Consider the following 19,728-nt stretch of genomic DNA (forward strand, 5'->3'; position numbering starts at 1 on the left):
ATCTGGATTCGTGGGGCAATTGCTTGTGGAGTGGGCGTTCAATGACCGCTTTCGGCCAGAAGCAGTCTGTTATGCATGACCGTATTCAACCCATTGCGGAGATTGGCGACGAAGCCTGCCGGCTGGATCGGAGGGGGGCTGCCAGTGCCACAGGAGAGGGGTGCTTGTGGTGCAGTGAGCAGTACCGGCTGAGTGGATTGCCCAGAAGAAAAGCGGATGCGTCCCCATCTTAGGCGATACCTTCAGGCTGAAGATATCAGTGCCAATGACTGTTCCGCTCGCGATTGTTGATGGGGAGGAAGTACCGCCAGATCCAGGCACCGCTGCAAATGTTCGCGGGCCCACTCATTCCGCCGCCGATCTATGCAGCCCGCCGACAACGCCGCCCTTGAGCAGACATACAGCGCCATGGCCCGAGTCATCGGTCGGGCCAATCTTGCAGAGTGCAAGATCGATGAAAACTCGTCGATCCCACCGGCTCGGTAGAACAGCGTCCGCGCGTTGCTGGGGGAGGCAATCTCAGCCCACTTGGGCCGCCGACGAAACTCCGGGAGGACGTTGATCTCGCATACGTTGGAGCGAAGCAGCTTGCGGCCCGTGACGTCCAACTCTGCCCACACCTGATGAAGACCGGCAGCCTTGAATGTATAGCCGCCTGCTTGCCCGAAGAGCGGCAGATCTCGGACGAATGGACTTTCGGCAGATATCTCGATGGATGCTCCCTGCGAGCAAAACCTCAAAGGCGACCGATACAGTCGCACGCTTCCGTCAGGATCCCGAATCATGACCCGGAACCGTTTGTACCCAGGATCGACTTCCGCAGGGACCACTGCTTTTGACGTCCCGGTAACGCTCAGCCGGATGTTAAGCATGATCGGCTCCATCGGCCAAAACTCGTCGCTGCTTGTGCTCACATCCAAGGCCAGTTGGCCGCTGGCGGCAGCCCTTCCCGCCCTCTTGTCTTGATATCCAAAGTCGCGAAAGATCGATCCGCCTGGCATCACATCCACGTCGGTGGCGCACCTCATCAGCCAGTTCGTTTGGTTCGGGCCAAAAAAATACGCGCCATCGCCATAGGTGGCGTCTTTCTTGCTGCTCGCCATGAACGTCAACGGGGAGGTCTGGTGGATCAGGTTGAAGACGTGGCCAACCTCATGCACGCTAGTGAACGCCACTTGCCGATCAAACTCAGCGCCGGCTCGGGCCGCCGCGATGGCCCCAAGGAATACGACGCAGCCTTGCCGCGGAACCTGCGTGAACATGTCGACGGCCTGATCCTCGGGGGTGCGGAAGCCCAGGTCAAACATGAGTCCGAAAATGCGCGGGGCCGGCTGATAGCTATGTGCGAACAACAGCCCGATGTTCTGCACCGGAAGCTGCGTGGTGTTGCCAAGAACCTGTGCCAGCGCCTGATGCAGACGTAGCGGGGTCACGGGCTGCCCTTGCGCAACAGCCTGCGGCACTGTGGATAGTGCTGAAGGCAGCAACCGGATGACACCTGCCGACCCTCGCCCGATGTGCTTGGCGACGTAGTTGCCCAGAGGATCCAGCCCGTCGTACCCCGCGTTGACGGCCCCAAGCCTTAGACCGTAGGAGATCACTTGACGGTGAACTCCAGCTGCGCCGACTTGTCCTTGTCGTACACGACCAGCAGCGTGTATTTGCCCGCAGGCAGCGTGGGCTTGAAGGTGGCCTGGTACTGTTTGTCCCCGGCTCCCTTCTTGTAGACAACCTTGGACTTGTCGTAGGCGACATTCCCCTTGTTTAAAGTTAGCAAAGCGTCGTTGACGATCTCGATTGCGGCCGATGCCGAGAAGTCGACAACCGTTGTTCCTGCGGTATTGCTCACATTCTTCGCGGTGAGCGTAGGCGCTGCTCCAGCGGGTGGTGAAGTCTCCTTGGCCGGCGTGCCGGAAGTCTCGAAGGTGCGCTGGATGTCGACCTGCACTAGGGAGACCGAGTTCGCCGTCTGCACGAGCTTGAACAGTACCGGCCCCATGGCGTGCTTAATGCCTGGCTCGGCAGCGCCGGCGTCCTTTGCGCCACTGCTGCTGACAAGCAAGTCCTGGAGGCGTTTGTTCATCAAAGCGAGCGTTGCGTCCGCTTTCTGCTTCGCGAGCTGGGCCGCCAGCTTCACCTCGTCCTTTGCGCCCTTGCCAGCGTCCGACTCGTAAAACTTAAGTTCGGCCTCGGCACTTGTTTGTGTAGCCTCCGCATCGGCCACTGCCTTTTGCGCAGCCGCCAGCTTGGTGTTGAAAGCCGTCTCATCCGCTGCTGCCTTGGTCTGGGCTGCTTGCTCAATGGCCTTCTGGGCAGCCGACTCCGATGTCTTGTTTGCTGCATTCACGTCGCCAACGACGCTAGCCAGCTTGCTCGCCACCTCGTTCGCCGTGCCATCAAAGCTGGCGGACGTTAGAAAGCCGTTCTCGGTCGCGACCGTCATCTTGTAGGTGGCAAAGAGGGACTTGGGTGCTACCACGTACTCGTTGTTCCGGTCAGGCAGGAAGACCCACTCGTAGGTTGCAGTGCCATCGGCCTTGGGCTTGACCAACAGGTAGGGCTCCGGCATCGAGTACCGAAACCCCTTCTGGCTCGATGATGGCACTTCGCTGGGAGTCCTGGGGTCAGGCGCAGGTTGCTTGAATTTCTCCACATCAACCCAGGTCACGCATCCTTGGACACTGAGCGTCAGCAGGGCACACCCGAAATAGCGGGCCAAGGTTGTGTGCCGTTTCATTGCTGCCCCCCTTTCTCGGGAGTCGCAAGGATGACAGCGTCCGTAATGCCATCCATGCTTTTTGCGGCACCTCCGATCAGGCTGATCTTGCCCCCTTCGATGACGATCTTGTAGACGTGCGGAAGGGGCAGCCTGCCCGGAGGTGTGTGTGCAGAACCATCTGCAGCAGCCACGAATACCTTGCTGAGGGCCGTCAGCGACGCATTGACGACTTCCGTCTCATTGGCCTTGATCGTTGCACTTGTCAGCACGCCGTTGGTGAAATCCAACTTCGATTCGTTGCTTGAAAAGATGGCGAATGGCCGCGCGGACATCTTCTGTGTCGTGTCGGGAAGCCACTTGATTTCACCCGAGAGCCCGCCCTGCCCATCTGATCGAACAAAGAGGAAAGGGGCCGTCTGCCAGTAGCGGAAGCCGCGTGCCTGTGAGTCCGCACTGGATGATGATCCCAGTGAATGCACAGTGACGCCGGCGCAGCCACTGCAGAAGTAAGCCGCCGCAACAACCATGGTTATGTTTCGCATGAAGCCGTTCTCCCAGGTGGGTTTGTTCATCGACTCACGGTCAAGCGCTGCCGAGTGCTACCTAGTTGCAAGCGCAGGCATGATGTAGCCGCTCCCTGCGGTGCCCCACTACCTGATAGTTGCTTGGTTGAAGATTGTGCATCCTGGGCTGGGGAGGAGCAGGCATCGCCGCCTGTTGCTGGCAGAGACCAATAACCTGCGGTCCGGGGGCATTTATATTCAGCAGAACTAGCTGGTCGCTCCAGGCAGCAAAGTAGGCCTCCGCCATGGGATTCGCTGCCGGAAGGCGCATGTAACACTGCCCCGTCCGGTCCCGATACGGCATACCCTGATTTTGAGGGAAGTTGATCTGGAATGAGAGACAGCTGTACTCATCAAGCTGAAATGCTTGATTGAAGCGCTGATCGACACGCACCATCGCTTGAGCCGAAAAGGCGTAGAAAAATGCTACGCAAACTAGCGCCACGGACGAAAGTGCACGATGCATTTGAGAACCTCCGTGTTCGTAGTGTCAATCTGCCTTCACTTTGTTTAGACGGTTCTTTCCGTTTGTCAACATAGGTAGGTTGGGCAGAAAAGGTTGATCAAAATTGTGCTAGACCTAACTCGTCGAGTGGACTCGAGGTGGGTGTGGTCATGGTTTCCAGCTACGAAAGCAAGAACACGTCAGATGGCCTTACTCTGAAACTGTATCGCGGCGAAGGAGCGGCTCTGCTCGCATTCGATCTCGATGAAGAGAGGGCTACCCGAGATTTCGTTGGCTTCACCATCGAGGTGCGATACCCAGGTTCCCTGAAGTGGGGGGCAATCCGAAATCGCCTGCATTTCGAATACCCACCGACTGAGCATAGAGAGCGGACCTATAAGTCCACTGAAGCACCGCTCCAGAAATTCCGCTGGATACACGTTCCCACCGAAACTCCGGAGGGCAACTTCGAATACCGCGTTACAGCACGGTACATGTCTGAAAACGAGACGCTGCACAACGGACCGCAAGTGACGGGAAAAATCTCGCTGTCACCACAGACGATTGAGGACTTTGTGAACGTAGGGTTTACTCGCGGCTTCGCTAGCTCACAAGCCTACGCAGATCGTTTCGAGAACGACAAAGGGATCCTCCCACCGCGTGGGACGCCAGCAGAAAAGTACCTCAACCACGACATGACCCCATTCCAGAAGCACTATGAGTGGCTGGGTTTTGAAGCTCGCCGGTTGATCCTGCAAACGCTCGAGGAGGTTGAGCATGATCCGGGCCTCCGCCTGGACGCGCTCGTGTACGAATGCAAGGAGCCAGACATCCTCCAGCGCTTGGAGCGTCTTGGTAATCGCCTCCGGGTAATCATCGACGACCATGATGAGCAGGGAGATCCAGATTCTTGCGAGACCATCAGCGCTAACCGCCTAAAACAGAAGGGCGCACAAGTGAAGCGCATGCACTTCCGTCGCCAACAGCACAACAAGGTGCTCCTCGTGCGCCGAGCAGACGGCTCGGCCGCGAAGGTGCTGGCCGGTTCGACCAACTTCGCCATGCGCGGCCTCTACATCCAGGCAAACAACGCACTCTTGTTCGAGGATGCAACGGTATCCGAAAAATTCAGCGAGCTGTTTGATGCGTACTGGAACACCTCTAAAGATTTCAGAGAAAACCAGCTATCGAAGCAATGGTGGGTCGTTCGTGATGAACCCGAATCGCGAGTGTCCCTATGCTTCTCTCCACACACGGATAGTGGCCTGTCACTAGACCCGGTCGCTGATGCAATTGCGCAAGCCGACAGCTCAGTTCTGTATTCGGTGGTATTCCTGAACATCCTCAAAGGCACAGTGCGCAATGAGCTTGAGGCGCTTATGCAGCGCTCCTTGTTCTCCTATGGTGTTGCGCAGCGAACAGGTGGTCTCTCCGTCACGAAGCCTGATGGAAGTGTCGGCCTGCTTCCCTTTGCATACCTCGGAGAAACCGCTCCAGAGCCTTTCAAATCGGAGTGGAACGGCGACACAACTGAATTTTCCAATATGGTCCATCACAAGTTCGTCGTGACGGACTTCAATGGAAAGCGCCCTGTCGTTTTCACCGGCTCGTCGAATCTGGCAGCCGGCGGCGAGAAGGAGAATGGTGATCACCTGATATGCATCGAGGACCGCCGGATTGCTATCGTCTACGCAATCGAAGCACTGCGCCTCTTCGACCATTTCCATTTCAGGGTAAAGACCAAGCCTGGCGAGAATGCCCCCCCAATACACTTGGCAAAACCACCAACTGAGGGAGAGGATCCATGGTTCGCCTCTTACTACAGAAAGGGGCACCACAAGGAACGGGATCGCAAGCTGTTCAGTCAGTAGCAGCGGAAGCCCGTCCTGCTTCCACCTCTCCATTGAGAACTGGGGAGCCATGGACGGCTTGCGCACCGACCTCGAACGGGTAATAGCGTTGAGAGCGCCTTAGTTGCGGAGGCGACAGACGAAAGTAGATATCTTCGACGACCTAGCGAATCGTCGTTTACGAGACGGGCAGTCACTCGTTACCGCCTGACTGCTTCTGACCCAGGCCGAGGTGAGAGTTTCGCCCTCGCATCCATGAAAAATACCAATGTGGTCGTCTCTGATCTGCTGTACTTCTTCTGGGCTGCCGCGGCTTGTGGCGAGAGCTTTGAACCTGCTGACGGTTAGAACCGGTAGCGCTTGACCCGGGCTGGTGGAATTCAACATGGCAGGATCGTGACGCTCAACTCAGTGAGCATGGTAGTCCCCGCTTACATGCGGAACGGATATAGATTGGAATAAGCCATTCAGGCTCCCACCAAGGAGGGCGCAATGATCAGAGTTCCTCAATTCCTCCTCGGCTTCGTTATGGCGCATATGGTCTTCGTCGCGCACGCTGCTCCCAGTTGTATCCTTCCTGAAAAGGCCGAAAGCGGCTACGACTACAACACGAACCGGGACAGTTACGGGAAAAATGACTCCGCGACGACTGACTACTACAAGCTCGCCATAAACTGGTCAGGAGCCCACTGTGCGGAAAAGGCGAAGGAGATCGAAAACCTAAAGAAGAAGGGGAAGTTTGAAGCTGCTGAAACCGTCCGTAATAGGAACGCATTCCAATGCTTTTCCAATAACAAGTTTGGGTGGATCCTCCATGGGCTTTGGGCACAGACCTGCAATGGTAAAAACTGGGAAGACTGCCGGGACTGGAAGGCAATCCAGACCCATCCACGGCTATGCCGAGGCGACCTTCCTGCTGTCGATTACGAGGAGATCAAAAGCCACCTATGCCAATCCCCGGGGGCGGCGCTCCTGCAGGGAGAGTGGGAAAAACACGGAGCATGTAACTTCGCATCGGCGTCGGAATACTTCTCGAGACAAGGCCAGCTTTTCGCAGACCTTTCCTTACCCGAAAGCCGGCTACCAGACAAGGAGCTGCTCCAGTGGCTCAAGGAAAAGAATCCCTCTCTTGCGGACAAGGAGATCCAGATCGACGGCAACGAGTTCTACGTCTGCTACGACGTGAACTTCACTCCAATGAGTTGCCCACCGCTGGAGTAACGCTCGCTAGTTTTTTGACATCTGATAAGTTCTTCGACTGTCCGCTTCTGGCCGGAAGCTGACACTAGTGGCGGGCAGCTACGGCCAATAACGGACTGTCGGCATCGCCATCACTAGTTACTGAAGATCAGCACAAAGCAACTACCTGATACAGCATTGCAATCACTTGGCCGCAAGCGCCTCGGGCACCTTCCAGCCACCGCCCAACGCTTTGAATGCCGCAACGCCAGTGCGGGCCGACTCGGTTTGCGCCTGGGCTCGGGCATCGGCGGCGCGCAGCAGGTTGTCGTCGGCCTGCAGCACTTCGATCAAGCTGACGACGCCCTGCTGGTAGGCCTCGAACGATGCCTGCCGCGCGCGGCTGAGCGAATCCACGCCCTGCTCAAGCACGTTGGCCTGCTGCTCACGCTTGACCAGTGCCGAGAAGGCGTTTTCCACGTCCTCGGTGGCGCGCAGCACGGCGAGGCGGTAAGCCGCCAGTTGCTCGGCTTCCTGCCCTTTGGCCAGGTCGATCTGGGCATCGATGCGGCCGAAGTCAAACAGGCGCCAACGCAGCCCCAGCACACCAATCGATCAAATCGCCCATGGAACTCACAGGCCGCTGCTCGACAGCCTCCTGCCCCAGGAAGCGCTCGGACAGGGAAATCTCGGGACGCTGGTAATCGGGGCCAACCGCGCAGCCTGCCACCAGGTCGGTACTGATCAGTACAACGAGGAGTCGCTTCGACAGCATGGATGTTCTTCCAGGGCAAGGGAGGAGATTGCAGAAATTGTGACCATAATACTTTTTGGTCACTAATTGTCTATCACCCTGCCGCTCTGTAGGCTATCCCCCATGAACAAGACCCCCTCCCCCAAAGTTGCAGCACGTGGTCCGGTGGATCACGAGGTGCGTGATCAGATCGTGGCAGCGGCGACCGAGCACTTCCGCCTGTATGGCTACGAGAAGACCACGGTTTCCGACCTGGCCAAGGCCATCGGTTTTTCCAAGGCCTATATCTACAAGTTCTTCGAGTCCAAGCAGGCCATCGGCGAGATGATCTGCTCGAGCTGCCTGCAGCAGATACAGACCGAGGTGAATGCTGCCATCCATGAGGTGGACAGCCCGCCGGAGAAGCTGAGGCGCATGCTCAAGGTGCTGATGGAAGCCTGCCTGCGGCTGTTCTTCCAGGATCGCAAACTCTACGAAATCGCCGCCTCCGCCGCCTCCGGGCGCTGGCCGGCAACCCTGCTCTACGAAGGCTTCATCGAGCAGACCCTTCGCGAGATCCTGCAGCAGGGCCGGCAGAGCGGCGACTTCGAGCGCAAGACGCCTCTGGATGAAACCACCCGCGCGATCCACCTGATCATGCGCCCCTATTTCAACCCGCTGCTGCTCCAGTACGGGCTCGAAACCACCGATGAAGCGCCGGCCCTGCTGTCCAGCCTGGTGTTGCGCAGTCTGTCACCCTGATTAGTGACTATTGACTAAATTGGTCACAAGAATCAAAGTGAGGCTCCCTACGGCTTCGCAACGGGTTCCTCATGCGCCGGCGCAACCTCCTTCTGTCCCCCCTGGTCGGTGTAATTCCGTTCGTGCTGCTCGCCTGTAGCGACCAGACGCCCCCCGATCCCCGCACTGACGCGCCACTGGTTCGCATCACCACCATCCAGTCGGCAACCGCTACATCGCGCGCCTTCACCGGCATCGTCGCGGCCAGGGTGCAGAGCGACCTGGGTTTCCGCGTGTCCGGCAAGGTGTTGCAGCGCCTGGTCGATACCGGCCAGACCGTCAAGCGTGGCCAGGTGCTTTTGCGCCTCGATCCTATCGACCTGCAACTCGCCGCCCATGCCCAGCGCGAGGCGGTGACCGCAGCGCGGGCACGGGCTCAGCAGGCCAGCGATGACGAAGCTCGTTACCGCGCCCTGCGCGGCACTGGCGCGGTATCGGCATCTGCCTACGACCAATACAAGGCAGCGGCGGATGCGGCTCGCGCGCAACTCAGTGCAGCCGAGGCCCAAGCCAAGGTTGCCGGTAACGCCACCCGCTACGCCGAGCTGCTCGCCGATGCCGACGGTATCGTCATGGAGACACTGGCCGAGCCAGGCCAGGTGGTCAGCGCCGGCCAGGCCGTGGTACGGCTTGCACATGCCGGCCCACGCGAAGCCCTGGTGCAACTGCCGGAAACCCTGCGTCCAGCAGTCGGTTCCAGCGCTGAGGCCAAGCTCTTCGGCAGGCAAGACGTCAGCGTCGCCACCCGACTGCGCCAGCTGTCGGATGTCGCCGACCGCCAGACCCGCACTTTCGAGGCGCGTTACGTGCTCGAAGGCGAGCTGTCCGACGCGCCGCTGGGCACCACCATCACCGTGCAAATCAGCGATCCGCAAACTGCTTCACCAAGCACAGTGCAGGTGCCCATCGCCGCGCTGTACGACGCAGGCAACGGGCCTGGCATCTGGATGATTCGCGGAGAGCCCGTAGAGGTGGCGTGGACGCCCGTAAACGTTCAGTCGCTGGATGATGAGAGCGCCCGCATCAGCGGCGCGATCAAGCCGGGCGACCAGATCGTCGCCCTGGGCGCGCACCTGCTGCACGACGGCCAGGCCGTTCGCCTGGCCGAGCCGGCCACCGTGGCGGCAGTCGAGAAAGGCCAGCCATGAGCGAAAGTCGTTTCAACCTCTCCGCCCTCGCCGTGCGCGAGCGCTCCGTCACCCTGTTCCTGGTCTGCCTGATCTCCCTGGCGGGTCTCGTCGCCTTCTTCAAGCTGGGGCGTGCCGAAGACCCGGCCTTCACCATCAAGGTCATGACCATCGTCACCGCCTGGCCGGGCGCCACCGCCCAGGAAATGCAGGATCAGGTCGCCGAGAAGATCGAGAAGCGCCTGCAGGAACTGCGCTGGTACGACCGCAGCGAAACCTATACACGCCCGGGGCTGGCCTTCACCACCCTGTCGCTGCTCGACACCACCCCACCCTCGGAGGTGCTCGAGGAGTTCTACCAGGCGCGCAAGAAGATCAGCGACGAGGCCAAGACGCTGCCTACCGGGGTGATCGGCCCGCTGGTCAACGATGAGTATTCGGACGTCACCTTCGCCCTGTTCGCGCTCAAAGCCAGGGGCGAGCCGCAACGCCACCTGGTGCGCGACGCCGAGACCCTGCGTCAGCGCCTGCTGCATGTACCGGGCGTGAAGAAGGTCAACATCATCGGCGAACAGGCCGAGCGCATCTTCGTCGAGTTCTCCCACGAGCGCCTGGCCACCCTGGGCATCGGTCCCCAGGACGTGTTCGCCGCGCTCAACGGGCAGAACGCCCTGACCCCGGCCGGCTCCGTGGAAACCCGTGGCCCCGACGTGTTCCTGCGTCTGGACGGTGCCTTCGATGAGCTAGAGAAGATTCGTGACACTCCGATCATCGCCCAAGGCCGCACCTTGAAGCTTTCCGATGTTGCCACGGTCAAGCGCGGCTACGAAGACCCGGCCACCTTTCTGATTCGCAACGGCGGCGAACCGGCCCTGTTGCTCGGCATCATCATGCGTGAAGGCTGGAACGGGCTCGACCTGGGCAAGGCCTTGAACGATGAAGTGCAGCAGATCAACGCTGAGCTGCCGCTGGGCATGAGCCTGAGCAAGGTCACCGACCAGGCCGTCAACATCAGCGCGTCCGTCGACGAGTTCATGATCAAGTTCTTCGTCGCGCTGCTGGTGGTGATGCTGGTGTGCTTCGTCAGCATGGGCTGGCGCGTCGGCGTGGTAGTCGCGGTGGCAGTGCCGCTGACCCTGGCGATGGTCTTCGTGGTGATGGCCGCCACTGGCAAGAACTTCGACCGCATAACCCTGGGCTCGCTGATCCTCGCCCTTGGCCTGCTGGTAGACGACGCCATCATCGCCATCGAGATAATGGTGGTGAAGATGGAGGAAGGCTACGACCGTGTGCGGGCCTCCGCCTATGCCTGGAGCCACACAGCGGCGCCGATGCTCTCCGGCACCCTGGTTACCGCCGTCGGCTTCATGCCCAACGGCTTCGCCCGCTCCACGGCCGGCGAATACACCAGCAACATGTTCTGGATCGTCGGCATCGCGCTGATCGCTTCCTGGCTGGTCGCGGTGATCTTCACGCCGTACTTCGGCGTCAAGCTGCTGCCCGAGATCAAGAAGGTCGAGGGCGGTCACGACGCCATCTACGACACTCCGCGCTACAACCACTTTCGTCGGATTCTGGGTAAGGTGATCGCCCACAAGTGGCTGGTCGCAGGTTCAGTGATAGGGCTGTTCGTGACGGCCGTGCTCGGCATGGCGCTGGTCAAGAAACAGTTCTTCCCCATCTCCGACCGCCCCGAAGTCATGGTCGAGGTACAGATGCCTTATGGCACCTCGATCCTCCAGACCAGCGCAGCTGCGGAAAAAGTCGAAGCCTGGCTGGCCCAGCAGGCAGAGGCGAAGATCGTCACGGCGTACATCGGCCAGGGCGCACCGCGCTTCTTCATGGCCATGAGCCCGGAACTGCCGGATCCGTCGTTCGCCAAGATCGTCGTACGCACCGACAACCCGGATGAGCGCGAGGCACTCAAGCACAGGCTGCGCAAGGCGATTGCCGAGGGTCTGGCCAGCGAGGCGCAGGTGCGCGTCAGTCAATTGGTGTTCGGCCCCTACTCGCCCTACCCGGTGGCCTACCGGATTAGCGGCCCGGATCCGCAACGCCTGCGCGAGATCGCCAGCGAGGTGCGCCAAGTGATGGATGCCAGCCCGCTGATGCGGACGGTCAATACCGACTGGGGCACCCGCGCTCCCACGCTGCACTTCAATCTGCAGCAAGATCGCCTGCAAGCGGTGGGGCTAACCTCCAGTGCCGTTGCGCAGCAGCTGCAGTTTTTGCTCAGCGGCGTGCCCGTCACCGCCGTACGCGAAGACATCCGCACGGTGCAGGTCATGGCCCGTGCCGCTGGCGATATTCGCCTCGACCCGGCACGGGTGATGGATTTCACCCTGGCCGGCGCCAATGGTCAGCGCATCCCGCTGTCGCAGATTGGCGAAGTGGAGGTACGCATGGAAGAGCCGATCATGCGCTGGCGCGACCGGGTGCCGACTATCACAGTGCGTGGCGATATCGCCGAAGGCTTGCAACCGCCAGACGTGTCGACCGCCATCAGCCAGCAGTTGCAACCCATCATCGACAGGCTGCCGAGCGGCTATCGCATCGAGCAAGCGGGCTCCATCGAGGAATCGGGCAAAGCCAGCAAGGCCATGCTGCCGCTGTTCCCGATCATGCTGGCCGTCACGTTGATCATCATCATCCTGCAGGTGCGCTCGATCGCCGCGATGATCATGGTCTTTCTCACCAGCCCGCTGGGGCTGATCGGCGTAGTGCCGACGCTGATCCTGTTCCAGCAGCCGTTCGGCATCAACGCGCTGGTCGGGCTGATCGCGCTGTCCGGCATCCTCATGCGTAACACGCTGATCCTGATCGGGCAGATTCGCCAGAACGAAGCGGCGGGTCTCGATCCGTTCCGCGCCGTGGTCGAAGCCACCGTGCAACGCGCTCGGCCGGTGATCCTCACCGCGCTGGCGGCGATCCTGGCGTTCATCCCACTTACGCATTCCGTGTTCTGGGGCACCCTCGCCTACACCCTGATCGGCGGCACCTTCGCCGGCACCGTGCTGACCCTGGTGTTCCTGCCGACCATGTACGCCATCTGGTTCGGCATCCGCCCCATCCCCCACGAGCCACTCGCGCAGGCACAACCTGCATGAACAGCCCTTCCCTGATCGAGAGTAACTGCCATGCCCAACTTCCCAGTGGTCGTCATAACCGGCGTGTCATCAGGCATCGGTCGCACGGCGGCCGAACAGTTCGCCGGACGCGGTTGCCGCGTGTTCGGCAGCGTGCGCAACCCGGCCACTGCGCAGGCCATCCCCGGTGTCGAGCTGATTCACCTGGATATTCGTGACGAAGCCTCGATTCGCCAGAGCATCGAACATGTGATTGCAGAAGCTGGGCGCATCGACGTACTGGTCAACAATGCTGGCACCACACTGCTCGGTGCGACAGAGGAAACCGCCATCGACGAGGCCCAGGCGCTGTTCGACACCAACGTCTTCGGCGTCCTGCGCGTTACCCAGGCGGTACTGCCGCAGATGCGCAAGCAAAGCGCAGGGCGCATCGTCAACGTCAGTTCGGTGCTCGGCTTCCTGCCAGCACCCTACATGGGCCTGTACTCGGCTTCCAAACATGCAGTGGAGGGTTTGTCCGAGACCCTGGATCACGAGGTGCGGCGCTTCGGCATTCGCGTCGCGTTGGTCGAGCCTTCGTTCACCAAGACCAGCCTCGACCTCAACGCGCCACAGGCCGCCCTGCGTATCGCTACCTACGACAGCGAGCGGGCAACCGTCTCCCAGGCCATCCAGATGAACGTGCAGAAGGCACCTTTGCCCGATGCGGTCGCCGCGACCATCGTCGAGGCCGCCCTGGGCGCGTGGAAAATGCGCCACACCCCCAAAGGCGAGGCCACCCTGCTCAGACGCCTGCGCCGCTTTATGCCGGCAGGCCCAGTCGACTCGGGCCTGCGCAAGACCTTCGGCCTCGGCTGATTCACCTCTTCACGTACGAGACCACACCATGCACAGAGAACACAGCACACGTATCGTCGTTACCGGCCTGGGCATCGTCAGCCCTCTATGCTGTGGCAGCGAGACGGTATGGACGCGCCTGCAGGCCGGCCACTCGGGCCTAGACTGCAGCAGCCCCTCGGCAGTTAGCAAAGCGCGGCTAGCTGCAGCCGTCGAAATCTTCGCCCAAGTCTATGCATAGGCCATTTGGACGTGTCTAAGACATCGAAACTCTAAGTGCCCAAAGCGAAGACGAACTTCATTTTATCGCTCTACTTGCGATGTCAGCTTAGATTCTGACATTGGTTGGAGCGTCCGATTACGGCCGTAGCTGCCCGCCACTAGTGTCAGCTTCCGGCCAGAAGCGACCCTTGGTTATCTACGAACTCAGGGCCCATTCAGTAGCCGTGGCAAGAAAGTCGGTGTTGGTTATCAGAAAATCCCGCAGGCGGCAGTTGCGGAATAGTCAGAGCCAGCGGCGAACCTCGGCCTTGTAGCGGAGGTAGTCGTCGCCGAACTTTGCTTCGAGATAGCGCTCCTCGCGGGCGATCACCTGCGTCTGGATCGCGACCAACACCAACGGAAGCAACGCGAAGGCGATCGGTCCGTCGAAGCCGACCGCAAGGCCTGCATAGATAAGCGCCATGCCGAGATACATGGGATTGCGGGTCCACCGATAGGGACCGGTCGTTGCGATGAGGGTCGTTGGTCGCGACGGCGGAATGTTGGTGCCCAGACGCCGGAACAGCCCCGCCGCCGCAAGCATCATTACCGCGCCGGCAGCGAACGGCAGCGCGCCCATTGCGATCAGCAACCACCAATCGATGCCGAAAGAGTGCAGGGCGACGAACCGCTCCGCCGCCAGCCCCAACAGCAGCGCTCCCAGATAGATGAAGGGCGGAGGGAAGCGCACCCCCGCGCTGTCCGGCTCGACGGCCATGTTCATCTCCTCTCTATGGGCTCAAGCCAGCATCGACTGCTGGGCGAAAATACCCGCCATCGCGCCCTGCGATGATGCCTGGGTGACCGAGGGCAATATGGGGGTGGTGAGATCGCCGGCGGCATAGATGCCAGGCGTGCTGGTTTGGCGGCGCTCGTCGACCTTGAGCACGACGCCGGTGGGCGTATCCATCGTGGCAAGGCCCAACGATTCATGCAGGTTTGCGGACGGCTTGTTGCGCGGATGAGCAAACAGGATGTCGACCGCGACAGTGGAGCCAGTGTCGAGATTGACGGTAGCGATATGCCCCTGGTGATGGGCGATCTCGACGATCCGTCCGTCGACGACAGGTATGTTGCGGTGCGCCAGATCGGCCTGGATATCAGGTGTAATGTCGTGACCATCGGCAAAGACAGTCAACCTGTCGGTCCAATCGAGGAACAGCCTGACCTGGTTGTGCGATTGCGGGCCGGACCACACGAGGCCCCAATGCTGGCCGGCGGCTTCAAAGCCGTCGCAATAGGGGCAGGGGACGATGGACGTGCCCCAACTCTCGGCAAAGCCTGGAACATCAGGCATCTGATCGGCAACGCCATAGCTCAGGATCACGCGGCGGGCCTTTAGGCTTTCGTGATCGTCAGTGACAACGCAGAAATCGTCTATTACGCCAGAAATCTTCTCTGCCCGGGCATTGACTAGCCTGACCGTTGGATAGCGCGTCAACTGCTGCCGCGCCGCGGCCAGGATGTCCAGCGGCGGCGTGTGATCGTGACCGAGCAGACCATGCGAATGGCCGGCAAAGCGGTTACGCGGCCGACCGGTATCGAGAACGATGACCTTGCGACGGGCACGGCCGAGCTGCAAAGCGGCGGCGAGACCTGCAAAACTTCCGCCGATGATGATGACGTCATTCATGGTGATGGGCTCCGCTGGAGGGCAGGTTGTAGCCAAGCCCTTGGATTGCTCATTTAAGACACTGAGTGGTATCCTAAATCTTAAATTAAGATACTGTAAAGTACCAATATCATGACCGAAACCATACAGGCACGGCGCGGTCGGCCCACCAACGAGGCGCTTGCCCAAACGATACTCGACGCCGCGAGCGAACTTTTTGTGGAATTGGGTTTTCAAGCGACGACGTTGGACAAGGTCGCCCAGCGGGCGAAGATATCCAAGCTCAGCATCTATAGACGTTTCGAGAACAAGGAGGCGCTGTTCAGCGCAGCCATCGCGGCCGGCTGCCAGCAGTCGTTTGCACCACAGGCCCTGCTTGAAGGTGTCGAAGGTTCGGTCGAAGACCAACTTATGGCGGTGGGAACATCACTGCTGCGCACGCTATTGAGACCAGACGTCAGCAGTATCGAAGCCATGGTCATGGCCGATAAAACGAGTCAAAACGCCCTGAGCAAGTGCCACTACGAAGCCGGCGCCGCTCATGTCATCGCCGACATCGATGCCTTGTTGCGCCAACTTCACGCGAAGGCGCTTCTCAACGTGCCCGATCCCCTCCAAGCCGCCCGCTTGTTTGCCGCGCTCTTCAAAGGCTCCGATCTATTGATGATCGCCCGATTCGATCAGGCGAGAGCAGAGGACGAAATAGAATCCTATTGCCGGTCGGCCGTCGCCATGTTCATCGCCGCGCACGGTCGCAGCGACCACGCGGGTGGATAAGCATTTAATTGCTCCGGGGCAGCTCGGTCCAGGCTTGTGTTTGCGCTTTAGGGGCCGCAGCGGAATCACAGGCTGCGTCCGATAACTGTCGCAGTACTGGCGCAAGTGCTCAACATCGTAGCCTGAATCGACCATAGATTCGTCGACTCCTTCAAGCTGCTGTCTCTGGCCAGGAGCGGCTGCTATTGGCCGATTGCAGCCCCTGACGAGAGCCCCCAAGCCCCCTCGAAAGTCCGCACCCCGGTTTCAGACATCCGCCCCCTGCCCTATCCTCCCCCGCCACAACCCCAGGAGGCGCCATGCCGGTTTCGTTACCCTTCGAGCAAGTCGATGTCTTCTCCGAACAGCCCTTCAAAGGCAACGCCGTTGCCGTGGTGATTGGCGCCGACCGCCTGAGCAGCCAGCAAATGCTCGAGTTCGCCGCCTGGACCCAATTGAGCGAGACGACCTTCCTGCTGCGGCCGACCACTGCCGAAGCAGACTACCGCGTAAGAATCTTCACCCCGCTGCGGGAGTTGCCCTTTGCCGGGCATCCGACGCTGGGGAGCTGCCAGGTCTGGCTGAACCAGGGGGGCGGCAATGCTGCTGACGAGATCGTCCAGGAGTGTCTGGCGGGCCTGATCCGTATCCGCCGCAAGGGCGCCTTGCTGTCGTTCGCGGCGCCTCCCCTGCTTCGTGGCGGAGCGGTCGAAGACGAGGTGTTGCGACGGATCGAGAGCGGGCTTGGCCTTTCCCCGGGGCAGGTACTCGGCAGCCAATGGGTGGACAACGGACCCGGCTGGGTCGCCGTTCGGCTGGCCACGCGTGACGAGGTCCTGGCCATTCGCCCGGACTACGCGCAGCTCGACGGGCTCAACGTGGGCGTGGTCGCACCCTGGCAAGGTCCCCAGGCGGAGGCGGATGTGGAAGTGCGCGCCTTCATGGGCGAGGAACTCAATGAAGACCCCGTCACCGGCAGCCTCAACGCGAGCCTGGCGCAATGGCTGATCGGCACGGGAGTCATGCCCGGGCGCTACACGGCGAGCCAGGGCACGGCCTTGGGTCGCCGGGGGCGGATAAGCGTCGAGCAGATCGGCGGCGATATCTGGATCGGCGGTGAGGTGCAGCCGGGCATGTCGGGGCAGGTCGTGTTCTGAGCGGGACGGCGTACCCTGTCCTTCCCCATTACCTGGCCGACCTGGATCGGCGTCCGGCATTGGACGGAAATGCCTGCCCATGACAACGGGGCCGCCTTTCCTCTGGAAGCACCCTTCCTGCCCACCGGGCCGCCCAGGCCCGGTGGCTCCGCCCTCCCCTCACCAGTTGTGCGTATAGCTCGCCGTCAGCACCGTGCCCGGCGCCGGCAGGTGGCTGGTGTTGTTGTTGTTGCGCAGCAACTGGCTGTAGAGCGGGTAGTAGTCGCGGTTGAACAGGTTCTGGATGCCCAGGCTCAACTGGTCGTCGGGGGTGATGCGGTACTGGCTGACCAGGTCGACCGTGGTGTAGGTGCTGACCTGGCGCCGGCCGAAGCTTTCCACGCCGTCGAGACGGTAGTCCTTGGAGTCGAAGAAGGTGGCCTGCAGGCGGTTGTTCCAGTCGGCATCCGGCTTGTATTGCAGGTAGGCGGTCAGCTTCAGCGGCGGCACGCGGTAGCCGGTCATGTCCTGCCAGTCCTTGCCGTCCGGCTTCTCGCGTCCGCGCATCCAGGTGGCGCTGCCGCCCGCGCCCCAGACTTCGTCGTCGCTGAGCCAGTCGGCGCTGGCCTCGACGCCGTAGATGCGCTCCTTGGTGCGGGTGAGGATCAGGCCGTTGTTGAAGCTCTGCACGTCGCCCAGCTTGGAGGTGGTGTAGAACAGCGCCAGGCTGCCCAGGGTGTTGCCGCCGATGGCGCCGCGCCAGCCGAGTTCGTAGTTGTTGGTCTTCACCGGTTCGAGGTTCGAGGAGCCGATATCGAAGCCACGGCGGGCGTTGCGCAGCTGGATGCCGACGTCGGGCAGCTGGAAGCCCTGGCTGAAGGAGGCATAGATTTCCTGGCCAGCCACCGGCGAATAGACGATGCCGAGGTTCGACAGCACCGCGTCGTAGTCGAGGTCGCCGCCCTTGACGGTCACCGGCGAGGCGGCCTTGGACTCGGAGAGCGGGATGAAGTCGTCGAATTCGGCGGTGGAGTATTCGTAGCGCAGGCCGCCGTCGATCGACCAGTGTTCGTCGAAGCGATGCTGCAACTGGGCGAACGCGCCGGCGCTGCGGGTGCGTAGCGGCGGCATGTAGGTGAGCTTGCCGATCTTGTCGAAGACCAGCCCGCCGCTGGCGTCGTAGGCCGCCGGGTCGAACACGTCGAGCGGCATGTCGCTGCGTTCCTGGTTGTAGTCGCCGCCCCAGACCAGTTCGGTATTGCCGCTTTCGCCCAGCGGCGTGCGCAGGGTCAGGCGGCTGCCGAACACTTCGCTGTTCTGCATGATCTGGTCGACGTTGCCGCCGCGGGTGGAGACGGCGCGGGCGTCGAACGGGGTGAAGCGGGTGAAGTAGTCGCGGTAGTAGAGCTGCGCGGAGAGCCGGCTGCCGAGGATGTCGAGGTTCTCGTACTCGAGGTTCGCCAGGGTGTTGCGGATGCGGTTCTGCTCGTCCAGCTCCAGGCCCTTGATCGCGTTGGCCGGGACCGAGCCCGGCGGCAGCCTGGCGACCCTCGGGTCGGTGGCGTAGTCGGTGTCCTGGCGGGCGTCGTAGTGGCTGAGGGCGAGCTGCACGCGCTGGTTCTCGTCGATGCGCAGGCCGAGCTTGCCGCCGATGTTGTAGACGTTCGAGTCGAACAGGTCGCCCTGGCTGGGTTCCGGGGCGATGCGGTCGCCATGGGCGTCGTAGGAAGCGCCGACGTGGCGGGTGCCGAAGTCGAACGAATAGTCGAGCGCCCCCAGGGAGCCGGCGAAGTATTGCTGGAACTGGCCGCCGAGGCCATCGCTGCCCAGCCGGGTCAGCGGCGAGGTGGCGCTGAGGCGGGTTTCCGCGCGGTTCTCGCCGCCGGCCGGACGCGTGGTGATGGAGATGATCCCGCCGGTGGCGCCGCTGCCGTAGATGGCGCTGCTGCCACGGATCACCTCGATCCGCTCGATCAGTGCCGGGTCAATGTTGGCCAGGTTGCGCGAGGAGTCGCGATTGGTGTTCAGCGGCACGCCATCGACCATCACCAGCATGCTGCGCCCGCGCAGGGTCTGGCCGTATTCGGTGATGGTGCGGCTGGAATCGGACATCCCCGGCACCGCCTTGGCCAGCACGGTGGCCAGGCTGTCGGAGCCCTGGCGCAGCTCCTCCAGCTGGGCATGCTCGATGACGGTGGACTGGCGCGTGGCGGAGACCAGGTCGCTGCTGGTGCGCGAGGCGGTGATTTCCATCTGCTCCATGTCCAGCGGTTCGCTGCGGGCTTGCGTAGCGGGCACGGCGGCTTCGCTGGCCGGAACGACGATGAAGGTATGTTCGTCCCTGGCCTGCGCCTTCAGGCCGCTGTCCCTGAGCAACTGGCGCAATGCCTCTTCGGGGGTGAAACGCCCCTTCAGCGCGGGCGCCTGGCGGCCGGCGCCGAGATCGCCGGCGAAAAGGATCTGTACCGAGGATTGTTGCGCGAGGGCGTTGATCGCCTGGCCGAGCGGCGCGGCGGGCAGATCCACGTCGAGCTTTTCCTGGCCCTGGGCCGACACCGCCAGGAGCAGGCTGCTGGCGAGCAATGAAGGACGCAGGTGGCGACTGCGGAGGGAAAAATGCACG

Annotated in this window: 15 protein-coding genes and 1 pseudogene; 8 read left to right on the forward strand and 8 right to left on the reverse strand. The window is 61.4% G+C overall.

What is annotated here, in order from left to right; all coding sequences use genetic code 11:
• Positions 1-242: 242 nt before the first annotated feature.
• The 3 genes from HMPREF2581_RS23460 to HMPREF2581_RS23470 are packed head-to-tail and all read right to left on the reverse strand — an operon-like array spanning position 243 to position 3,291.
• On the reverse strand, positions 243-1,601 hold the full coding sequence (locus HMPREF2581_RS23460; RefSeq protein ID WP_003140325.1) for a hypothetical protein: 1,359 nt from the start codon (positions 1,599-1,601) through the stop codon (positions 243-245).
• On the reverse strand, positions 1,598-2,737 hold the full coding sequence (locus tag HMPREF2581_RS23465) for a hypothetical protein (RefSeq protein ID WP_003140326.1): 1,140 nt from the start codon (positions 2,735-2,737) through the stop codon (positions 1,598-1,600). The genes HMPREF2581_RS23460 and HMPREF2581_RS23465 overlap by 4 nt, the downstream gene beginning before the upstream one ends.
• The gene (locus HMPREF2581_RS23470) at positions 2,734-3,291 is read right to left on the reverse strand and encodes a hypothetical protein (protein ID WP_031632551.1); all 558 of its coding nucleotides are present in this window, start codon (positions 3,289-3,291) and stop codon (positions 2,734-2,736) included. The genes HMPREF2581_RS23465 and HMPREF2581_RS23470 overlap by 4 nt, the downstream gene beginning before the upstream one ends.
• A 606-nt stretch (positions 3,292-3,897) precedes the next feature.
• Between HMPREF2581_RS23470 and HMPREF2581_RS23475 the strand changes: the two genes are divergently transcribed.
• Together HMPREF2581_RS23475 and HMPREF2581_RS23480 are read left to right on the forward strand one after the other, a co-directional pair.
• On the forward strand, positions 3,898-5,598 hold the full coding sequence (locus HMPREF2581_RS23475; protein WP_003140328.1) for a phospholipase D-like domain-containing protein: 1,701 nt from the start codon (positions 3,898-3,900) through the stop codon (positions 5,596-5,598).
• A 471-nt stretch (positions 5,599-6,069) separates the two neighbouring features.
• Positions 6,070-6,798 (forward strand): ribonuclease T2 family protein, encoded by a 729-nt coding sequence (locus HMPREF2581_RS23480; protein ID WP_003140329.1) that lies wholly within the window; start codon positions 6,070-6,072, stop codon positions 6,796-6,798.
• 162 nt (positions 6,799-6,960) lie between these two features.
• On the opposite strand, the pseudogene HMPREF2581_RS23485 reads toward HMPREF2581_RS23480, so the two are convergent.
• Both HMPREF2581_RS23485 and HMPREF2581_RS23490 read right to left on the reverse strand, forming a co-directional pair.
• Positions 6,961-7,371: pseudogene (locus tag HMPREF2581_RS23485) on the reverse strand (TolC family protein); the annotation flags it as partial.
• On the reverse strand, positions 7,334-7,531 hold the full coding sequence (locus HMPREF2581_RS23490) for a hypothetical protein (protein WP_022580670.1): 198 nt from the start codon (positions 7,529-7,531) through the stop codon (positions 7,334-7,336). The pseudogene HMPREF2581_RS23485 and the gene HMPREF2581_RS23490, both read right to left, overlap by 38 nt.
• A gap of 102 nt (positions 7,532-7,633) precedes the next feature.
• Here HMPREF2581_RS23490 and HMPREF2581_RS23495 point away from each other — a divergent pair, with 102 nt between their 5' ends.
• From HMPREF2581_RS23495 to HMPREF2581_RS23510, 4 genes are all read left to right on the forward strand, one after another.
• Entirely contained in the window at positions 7,634-8,251 is a 618-nt protein-coding gene (locus HMPREF2581_RS23495; RefSeq protein ID WP_003133334.1) for a TetR/AcrR family transcriptional regulator, read from the forward strand.
• Positions 8,252-8,322: 71 nt separating this feature from the next.
• Entirely contained in the window at positions 8,323-9,438 is a 1,116-nt protein-coding gene (locus HMPREF2581_RS23500) for an efflux RND transporter periplasmic adaptor subunit (RefSeq protein ID WP_003140330.1), read from the forward strand.
• Positions 9,435-12,524 (forward strand): efflux RND transporter permease subunit, encoded by a 3,090-nt coding sequence (locus tag HMPREF2581_RS23505; protein WP_003140331.1) that lies wholly within the window; start codon positions 9,435-9,437, stop codon positions 12,522-12,524. Before HMPREF2581_RS23500 ends, HMPREF2581_RS23505 begins: the two co-directional genes overlap by 4 nt.
• Positions 12,525-12,554: 30 nt before the next feature.
• Positions 12,555-13,361, forward strand: coding sequence for an oxidoreductase (locus tag HMPREF2581_RS23510; RefSeq protein ID WP_003140332.1), 807 nt, complete (start codon positions 12,555-12,557; stop codon positions 13,359-13,361).
• 484 nt (positions 13,362-13,845) lie between these two features.
• Here HMPREF2581_RS23510 and HMPREF2581_RS23515 read toward each other — a convergent pair whose 3' ends face one another.
• Positions 13,846-14,319 (reverse strand): methyltransferase family protein, encoded by a 474-nt coding sequence (locus HMPREF2581_RS23515; RefSeq protein WP_003140334.1) that lies wholly within the window; start codon positions 14,317-14,319, stop codon positions 13,846-13,848.
• 21 nt (positions 14,320-14,340) lie between these two features.
• Complete coding sequence (locus HMPREF2581_RS23520) at positions 14,341-15,234, reverse strand: NAD(P)/FAD-dependent oxidoreductase (RefSeq protein ID WP_003086934.1); 894 nt, start codon at positions 15,232-15,234, stop codon at positions 14,341-14,343.
• Positions 15,235-15,345: 111 nt separating this feature from the next.
• Here HMPREF2581_RS23520 and HMPREF2581_RS23525 point away from each other — a divergent pair, with 111 nt between their 5' ends.
• Entirely contained in the window at positions 15,346-15,990 is a 645-nt protein-coding gene (locus tag HMPREF2581_RS23525) for a TetR/AcrR family transcriptional regulator (protein WP_016253668.1), read from the forward strand.
• 299 nt (positions 15,991-16,289) lie between these two features.
• A complete protein-coding gene (locus HMPREF2581_RS23530) occupies positions 16,290-17,126 on the forward strand; it encodes a PhzF family phenazine biosynthesis protein (protein WP_003140336.1) in 837 nt (278 codons plus the stop codon).
• A gap of 159 nt (positions 17,127-17,285) precedes the next feature.
• Here HMPREF2581_RS23530 and HMPREF2581_RS23535 read toward each other — a convergent pair whose 3' ends face one another.
• The gene (locus HMPREF2581_RS23535; RefSeq protein ID WP_003086926.1) at positions 17,286-19,727 is read right to left on the reverse strand and encodes a TonB-dependent receptor; all 2,442 of its coding nucleotides are present in this window, start codon (positions 19,725-19,727) and stop codon (positions 17,286-17,288) included.
• Position 19,728: the final 1 nt, after the last annotated feature.

Origin of the sequence: Pseudomonas sp. HMSC057H01 (genome assembly GCF_001836405.1) — a bacterium.
GTDB classification, from domain to species: Bacteria; Pseudomonadota; Gammaproteobacteria; order Pseudomonadales; family Pseudomonadaceae; genus Pseudomonas; species Pseudomonas aeruginosa.